The organism is Xenorhabdus sp. KK7.4 (assembly GCF_963876465.1).
In the GTDB taxonomy this organism is placed as follows: Bacteria; Pseudomonadota; Gammaproteobacteria; order Enterobacterales; family Enterobacteriaceae; genus Xenorhabdus; species Xenorhabdus stockiae.
Window position 1 is genome coordinate 1 of record NZ_CAWNQF010000110.1, and the last position, 7,572, is coordinate 7,572.

General features: G+C 46.1%; 6 protein-coding genes and 2 pseudogenes. 1 reads left to right on the forward strand and 7 read right to left on the reverse strand.

The window, feature by feature from the left end:
- From AACS90_RS18685 to AACS90_RS18715, 7 genes and pseudogenes are all read right to left on the reverse strand, one after another.
- Positions 1-150: pseudogene (locus AACS90_RS18685) on the reverse strand (site-specific integrase); the annotation flags it as partial.
- A 501-nt stretch (positions 151-651) separates the two neighbouring features.
- Positions 652-1,143 carry a TraI domain-containing protein gene (locus AACS90_RS18690; RefSeq protein ID WP_241538328.1) on the reverse strand — a complete coding sequence of 164 codons (492 nt, stop codon included), beginning with the start codon at positions 1,141-1,143 and terminating at the stop codon, positions 652-654.
- Positions 1,144-1,306: 163 nt separating this feature from the next.
- On the reverse strand, positions 1,307-1,990 hold the full coding sequence (locus tag AACS90_RS18695) for an N-6 DNA methylase (RefSeq protein ID WP_099123529.1): 684 nt from the start codon (positions 1,988-1,990) through the stop codon (positions 1,307-1,309).
- Between the two features lie 106 nt (positions 1,991-2,096).
- Positions 2,097-2,633, reverse strand: a pseudogene (locus AACS90_RS18700) (DUF1281 domain-containing protein); the annotation flags it as partial.
- Positions 2,634-2,666: 33 nt separating this feature from the next.
- The gene (locus AACS90_RS18705) at positions 2,667-3,209 is read right to left on the reverse strand and encodes a hypothetical protein (protein ID WP_099123530.1); all 543 of its coding nucleotides are present in this window, start codon (positions 3,207-3,209) and stop codon (positions 2,667-2,669) included.
- A gap of 119 nt (positions 3,210-3,328) precedes the next feature.
- Complete coding sequence (locus AACS90_RS18710; RefSeq protein ID WP_099123531.1) at positions 3,329-3,790, reverse strand: antirestriction protein; 462 nt, start codon at positions 3,788-3,790, stop codon at positions 3,329-3,331.
- Positions 3,780-4,226, reverse strand: a complete 447-nt coding sequence (locus AACS90_RS18715) for an antirestriction protein (RefSeq protein ID WP_099123532.1) — start codon at positions 4,224-4,226, stop codon at positions 3,780-3,782. Before AACS90_RS18715 ends, AACS90_RS18710 begins: the two co-directional genes overlap by 11 nt.
- A gap of 960 nt (positions 4,227-5,186) precedes the next feature.
- Here AACS90_RS18715 and AACS90_RS18720 point away from each other — a divergent pair.
- Positions 5,187-6,740 carry a pyridoxal-dependent decarboxylase gene (locus AACS90_RS18720; protein WP_099123533.1) on the forward strand — a complete coding sequence of 518 codons (1,554 nt, stop codon included), beginning with the start codon at positions 5,187-5,189 and terminating at the stop codon, positions 6,738-6,740.
- Positions 6,741-7,572 lie beyond the last annotated feature (832 nt).

A 7,572-nucleotide genomic window follows, 5' to 3' on the forward strand; every position in this document is an offset into this window, starting at 1 on the left:
CCTGTGCCGGTGATGCGGCTTCTCCCATAAACCGGATAAAACCCCGTGTGACCTTGCGATAACTCCATTCGGTATCCGGTCGCAGGATATGTGAAAAAAGTACTCTTCTAATAATTCTTCCCAACTGAGGGTGTCTACGGTGTGCAACATGTTATTTTTTCCTCGGCTCATCCTGCCGTTTCCTGTCCAAAAACAATTCGCGGCAATAAAATAAAAATAACCATTTGAATTATTTATCTTTAAATGATGAGTGCAGGTGACTGTCAGGGGCAACACTTTCTTTCTCCCGTGTTGACCGTTTGGTCAGTTTCGAGTCGGCGTGGTGATTTTTTCTCTGATTTTGCAGAGAAGATGCATCCGGTGACTGAAATAAGGATAATAATGTCAGGGTATCGTCAGACACAGAGGGCGGTGGGGTTGTGATTTCACTGACAGGAGGCGAGGATGTGATTTTCGGTACCGGATTGCCTTCGGCAGAGAACGCCGCTTCCTTCGCCGGAGACGGAGAAACCGCCTGTTTTATCCACAACGGGGATTGAACCTGCTCGGCCGAATCCTGAAGTAATGTCTCTATCAATGGGACAGTGGAGGGTCGTCCGTTAAGATGCTGCATCAGACAGTGCCAGACCTCCAGTACCGTCACCAGCCACATCATGGCTTTTTCCGGTAACAGACAGGCAGCCAGCAACACTTCCTGTGGAGCCGACGGTATGTTCTCCGGTGCACGAAAACGGAAACGAAACGGTTTGTCGGGAATACCGATGCCCGGTTGCCAGACCTGCCCGTCTTCCAGTTCTCCTTCGAGTTGCCGCAACAACGGCAGGTGGTAAATTGCAGTGTCAGGTCAGCAAATCCGCCACGGCCTGAACATTTCCCTTCCGGAGAGGCCGGTATCTGCTGAACACTGCCCAATAATTGTTTAATCGGGGCGAGATAAAAACGCTGATACAACCCTTCAGGGAGCGTACTGTTTTGCCATAATTGTTGCAGGCACTGATGGCGCAAGGGGGTTGCCAGCAACGCCTCCACTGATTGTGGCCGGAAATAGTCCCCGTTATCACAAGCCCCGCTCGTTTTTTGCCCTGATGATTTTTTCTGTAATGCTGGCGAGCGGGTAAAATGCGATTTAAAACGTGTAAACATCACTTTTCTCCTTGTCAAATTTGGCTCAGTGTCGGTCAATCCCACTCGGAAACAAGGCGAAACTCTTTTTGCAAAAATGAAAATTGTTTGTATGACTTACCCTTAAACGTAAAAAAGCGCCCCGAAAGGCGCAGTCGTGAAACAAAGAAGATGCAAACAGAAATCAGGCCGCCGGGTTATAGGCCTGCAAACGCTGTGACCAGTTGCCCAGATAATGGGCCGGTGTATAGCGTGTCCGTTGGCTGCCGGGATCATTCAGCACATCACCGATCGTAACCGCGGCCGGAATACCGGTCAGGGAAAGCTGGATATACGCCATCACCGCTGCCAGCGGGTCGATGTCAATCGCAGATACCCACATACTGGACAACGGATCATGTCCCTGCTCCCTTAATACCTCTGCGGCTGCCAACATCATACAGGCCGCACCACAGCATGGTTCGTGGAAAGTAATAAAGGGTTGGGTCTGCAACAAGTCAGACACCTCATTCAACTGTAATTGTGCCATCATTCTGGCGACACTCCAGGGCGTAAAGAACTGCTGAAGTCCCTTATTCCCCAGCTCCAGTTGCATAAACACGCTGCCGAGAAAATCACAGGGGGCTTCTGCCAGGGCCAGCGCGGTCATCGAAAACAGTTTCATAATCCGGTCAATATCTTCCCGTTCATACTTGTTGATGGTTTTCAGATAGAACTGCTCGAGTTTCTCACTGAAACAGTATTTATTGTGAATGGCCGCCATTGCACAGTTGCAAAAATCCTGAAAAACCCGATAATGGTTACGGTAACGGGCGGTTTGTTTAAACAGCGAAATAAAGTCTTTCTGATAGTCAGGGTGAGAGGCCATAGCATGTTTTCCTATAAAACAAAAAAGGAAAACACGCCCCGGAAGGGGAATGTGTTTCCCCTTCCGGTTGAAGTAAAGATAAATTGATGCTGCGTTGAACAAAGAATTACTGGCCGACGGCCATCGCCGGTAGTGCCAGTGCCGTTTCGGTTTTGTCTCCGTTAACCAGATACAGTGCCGGACGGTTTTCGTGCCCTACCTGCCCATTGTGGCTGTCCACATGCTCACCCTGATCATAACAATCATAGCCTTTGAGGCTTCCTGACGGTTCGCTGTACCAATGGCGGATTTCACAGTCAAACACCGATGACAACCCGCCCATCAGTTCTGCCGACGGGGGGACCCACGGCGAGTCAAAACGCACGGTTAAGCTGCTGACATGGCGCCGTTCCCAGCGGACATGATGACCGAACGGCCATTCCAGCCCATAGTGCTCATCGTAGCACTGCGCTGTGGTGGTCATTCCTTTTAATAAGCCACTGTTGCCGTTAATCTCCGGAGCCAGCCGGGTCGGTCGTATCATCAGCATATCGCAGGGCTGCGCCGAGGTCGGATAAATCGCCAGCTTCTCCCAACACGCGCCGATATCAAGGTTGTCTGACCAGCTCACCACGCCGAACCAGTCAGTGTAATCACCTGCCAGACGGTTAAACGTCAGGCTTCCAGGGTGACACCATCAAACGCTGACCGTTGCGCTATGCCGGAGAATATCCTGCACTTCGTGATGATAGTGGTAATCGGGTGAAATCATATGCAGTGACAACAAATTCGCCTCCTGCCACAAAACGTGGGCTGCCTGCGGATCCTGCCAGCTCAGCTCAACGGTGGCCGCCTGACATAACTGCTGTTGTTTTCGTTCCAGTGACAAACGTTCTGACGTCAGTGTAACCGGCTGCGCCCAGACGATCTCGTCATCAAAGCGGCCACCGAGCACCTTGTTATCTTTGGCGTCATATATCATCACGGTCAGGGGAAAAAAAGCGCGTCGATACTGACCCGATGAGATTTCCGGTATCGGCCAGTCACCCAGCAAATGGATGACTTTCAATCGTTGTACCGCTTCGGTGATGGAGGCAGTTTCACACACGGTCAGGATTTCCTCTTGCAGCGATTGCGGTCGGTGAGGATGCTGCATCAGGCCGGTGACCTGGACGGTAAAAATGTCTTCCGGTAATACCTGAGCAGTATTCTCCGGCACGGGCAAAAAAATGGCGTTCATGGTGTTGTTCCTTGATTTGACGTTAAAAAAAGACAACACCCGCCCAATACGGGAAGGTGTTGTCGGCTCCCCGGTCAGGCGCTAAAAATGAGAGTTAACAGCCTCATCGACTGATAACGTCAGTGGTGATGATGGTTGTTATGGATAAATGACGAGCTGATGATGTCCTCTTTGGGCTGCATCGCCAGTACCGCACGCAGCAGCCCGGTTTCCTGGTGGTGCAGCGCGTATTCCCGCAGTTCGCAGAACCGGAATGCATCGGCATTCGGCTCATCCAGCTCGGCGATACGGGCAAACACAATCGCGGTGACAGCCAGACCAAACGCATCCGCAGACAGCGTGGCCGTCAATGTCGTCTCCGGCAGATAAACCGAATAGTTTTTTGCCGCGGTGGGGATCATATACGTCAGGGAATCAGACACGTTCCGGCTGCGCCACTGCTCAGGACGATATTCACCACACAACTGTGAGGCGGTATTTGCCAGCAGGAAACCCAGAAACAACCGTTCCAGTGGAGTTTTGCCGGGGAACACGACCGACAGGGCCAGACTGTCCAGCAGCATCAGTTCATTATCCGGCATCACATTCTCCTTTTAAGCCCAGAGCCGCCCGGATACACTGAGCCTGAGGATGTTGCCGCGCATATTCACGCAGGGTGCAAAGCCGCTCAGCATATCCGTCCAGCTTCATCAGGTCAGTCAGATAACTTAATACGCTCAGGGTCACCATCAGCCCAAAGGCATCGGCGGAGACTTCACCTTTAAAGTCCGTCGTACTCACATTGACCACCGCAGGCTCCAACCGGGCCGGCACGATATAGGCGATGTGGTCTGACACCTTCCGGTACTGCCATCGGTCACACCGGTCATCGTCACACAGCCCGGCAGCGGCTTTAATGAACGTGTACTCCAGCAACATCAGTTCCAGTGAACCGGTGTGCGGAAAAATGTCAGCAAAAGGGGAGCGTTCAGCCGGGGGCACAGTGTGCACCGTGGCCGGGGGAGTATTTTGTTGCATGGTATTCTCCTGATAAAAACAACGGAGAACACCTGGCCCAATGGGAAATGTGTTCCCCGTTGGGTGACTGGCCGGTTGGCCATTATGGATGAGATTAAGCGACCTTCATCGTCATCAGATTGACGATATCTGCTTCCAAAGGGGCGCAGATGTACCACACCGTAGTGTACTCCCTTGCAGGCTACAGGAGTGTTGCTGTCGCTGCCCGAAGGTGATCCTCACAAGCGACCGGATCATGGATAAGTCTGACTACGCTAATCAACAGAAATCATCAGGTCAATGGGTAATTCATTTCCCGGGACAAAAAATAATGTCAGGAGCACGACGGAATTTTTGGGCGTCAGAGAGAGGCTGTCAATACGCGGTGACCCATTCAGACCGTGTGGTCTAACACGTTTATGCCCCAAAGTGATTTATAGCTAAAGTGCTTTTCAAGAGTTTGGCCTGTCTATACCTATACCAACATTTGGTATTTCATTTGCTCGTTATCACCGCCAAAATCAATCCTATTTTGTCGACCAAGATGTGTGTTGTTCCTTAGATCATTTGTGGTCTTATACATTAATTCTAGGACGCGTTTTGACCTGACGTCAGATAGTTTTCATTGTCATCAACATGATCTAATTTGAATAGAAAATCAATCATCTTCAATGACGGTGTATATAAGTAACAAAAGAGAAAAATCATACAGTGAAATGTAATTTCATCAGACCAGTTAAAATATATAAACGTCTTACATATTTTAATGCATTAATAAAAATCATTAAACAAGATTATTATTGAATGGTCACACATGAAAATATAATATAAAAACCCTAAGTAACAATTTAATTATATAAATTACACTGTGAATTATATCAATTAGTTACAGTTTATTAGTTAGTTAATTTTATGGATTTTTAATTCAACCCCATAATTTACCAGCTAACAAATTTATAAATTATTGCATCTGGACCAAATATGAATCATGAAATCTATGTCAACGCTGATAAATCTTTATTTAAATTATCTGAAGATGGTTTAACAGATACTGAACGTGGGAAAGCATTGACAGAGTTGAGGTCATATGTAACGAAAACACGTAATAAATTCCTGGGTTATCAAACGAATCAATCACTCCGTTATTCGCCAGAACTAAGTGAATACCTAGATACTCAGTTAAACAATGTTGGTGATCCGTTTGTGGCTGGTGATTTTAGGCTTAACTCAAAGGTTTTTGAATGCGCGGTATTAGATTATTTTGCTAAACTTTGGAATGCACCTGACCGAGATAGCGCCACACCGGGAGAGGGCTATTGGGGCTATGTCTTGTCAATGGGAAGCACCGAAGGGAATTTATATGCACTACGTAATGCACGTGACTACCTAGCTGGAAAAGCGCTCTGGATTGATCTGAATTCAAATAATCACACTGAACAAGGCACTTATCTGGAAGGCAATGATAATTCACTAACACCCGTACTTTTTTACTCCGAGGATACACATTACTCAATTGATAAAGCCAAAGATATTTTAGTACTGCCTACTTTCGCTGAAATCGGGGAGTTGCGTTATCCGGGACAGTGCCCTATTAAAACGAATAATGGAAAATGGCCGACAAAAGTTCCATCTCTACCAACAGGGTCGATTGATATAAATGCACTGAGCATATTAGTCGAATTTTTTGCGTCACGAGGTTTCCCGATAGTGGTAAATTTCAACTATGGCACAACCTTTAAAGGTGCACTTGATGATGTCAGTGGCGCAATTGATTTGCTGCTCCCCATACTTGAAAAATACGGTCTTAAGGATAGAACCCTTCAAATTACACTGGAAAATGGCAAAGTTGTCAAAAGTCCTCGAAATGGCTACTGGTTCCACATTGATGGTGCGCTGGGTGCTGCTTATGGTCCATTCTTAGAAAAAGCGAGAGAGCAAGGAATTGATATTGGTGTAGGGACGCTTCCTTCATTTGATTTCAGAAATCCAATTCACTCAATTGTGACCAGCGGTCATAAAGAAATGGGAACACCGTGGCCGACAGGTGTTTACCTGACCAAACAAAAATACCTGTTGAACTTCCTTAGCGTGGATTATATCGGTGCTCAAGATTCTACTTTAGCAGGTTCGAGAAATGGTTTTTCGGCGCTGCTACTTTGGCATTATCTGGCCAGATATTCTTATAATGACCAAATTGAAAATATCGTCCATCGACTTCGGATGAGTGAAAATGTTTATCAGAAATTGCGGACATTAGGTGACGAGCTGGGGCTTGATCTTCACACCCACCGCTCCCCACTTTCCCTCAGTATCCTGTTCCTCTGTCCTAGCAGTGATATTGTCGATGAGTTCTCACTGTCTACGGAAGTTAAAAATGGTATTAAGTATGCACACCTTTTCGTTATGCCTCATGTGACTGATGAACTGATTAATCAGCTTATATCGGCATTACGCCACACTAGTGCTTTCAACAAAGTACTATTTTTGGATAATCAGCCACAACTTACCACCATAAGTAATCTGAGCGTCGCTTAAGAAGGGAACTAAAGTGCCTGAGGTACGATCAAAGTTTTAGCGAAATAAAACAAATCGTGGGGATCCTCAGGCATGTCTAATTCAGAAGAATTTTACTGCTGCATCGATGGATTTTGCCAAAAATTTATCCCTCTCTGGAATCAATAAATTATTGTGAAAACGGTCAGGGAGCGATACCAATATTATTGTTTCGGTTGCAATACTCAAAGATTAACTCATTGATCATAAAAGTCTTGGAATAGTTTTAAAATTGGATCAGACGAAAATGGATGATCTGGAACGCCGAGGTAACCAAAGTAAAGTAATGCCAAGACGCTTATACATATCTCAAGCTAGAATCTAAGAACAACTCAGCGTTATCAGTCCAGTATTGGCTAGTTCTGATGAGTTTAGAGAAAGTCTATAAAAGTAAGAATTCTCCTAACTCTTCTTCTGGAATAAAAATGATCTCTATTTTAGAGAACAGAGTGACATTTTAAATTTTCAATAACAAAGGATTGGGGAGAAACAGAACAGCAACCACCGTTAAGTGGTTACTTAAAATCACTATTTAATTATAAATCCATAAATTAATATTCTTTATTCACCACCTCTTTTTCAGACTTAATTAGCCTGTCAAAAATATCAGAGGGTATCCTATCAAAGATTTTTCCCAGAGCAGCTTTGCTAAATAGCTTTTCAAAATGGTAGGCGAATCAAAGAAACTCAGTCCTATTTTTGCGAACTTTTTAATCGCAAAACCAAAAAAACACAAAAAGGAAGGACTGAGTTATGGCCATCGTACCACCAATTCCGCGCAATGAGCGGCGTCAAATGAGAAAAATTGTCCAAA

Coding starts and splice junctions, on each gene's coding strand:
- AACS90_RS18705 (WP_099123530.1), bottom strand. CDS start 3,209: ATGAACGCCATTTTTTTGCCCGTGCCGGAGAATACTGCTCAGGTATTA.
- AACS90_RS18710 (WP_099123531.1), bottom strand. CDS start 3,790: ATGCCGGATAATGAACTGATGCTGCTGGACAGTCTGGCCCTGTCGGTC.
- AACS90_RS18690 (WP_241538328.1), bottom strand. CDS start 1,143: ATGTTTACACGTTTTAAATCGCATTTTACCCGCTCGCCAGCATTACAG.
- AACS90_RS18715 (WP_099123532.1), bottom strand. CDS start 4,226: ATGCAACAAAATACTCCCCCGGCCACGGTGCACACTGTGCCCCCGGCT.
- AACS90_RS18720 (WP_099123533.1), top strand. CDS start 5,187: ATGAATCATGAAATCTATGTCAACGCTGATAAATCTTTATTTAAATTA.
- AACS90_RS18695 (WP_099123529.1), bottom strand. CDS start 1,990: ATGGCCTCTCACCCTGACTATCAGAAAGACTTTATTTCGCTGTTTAAA.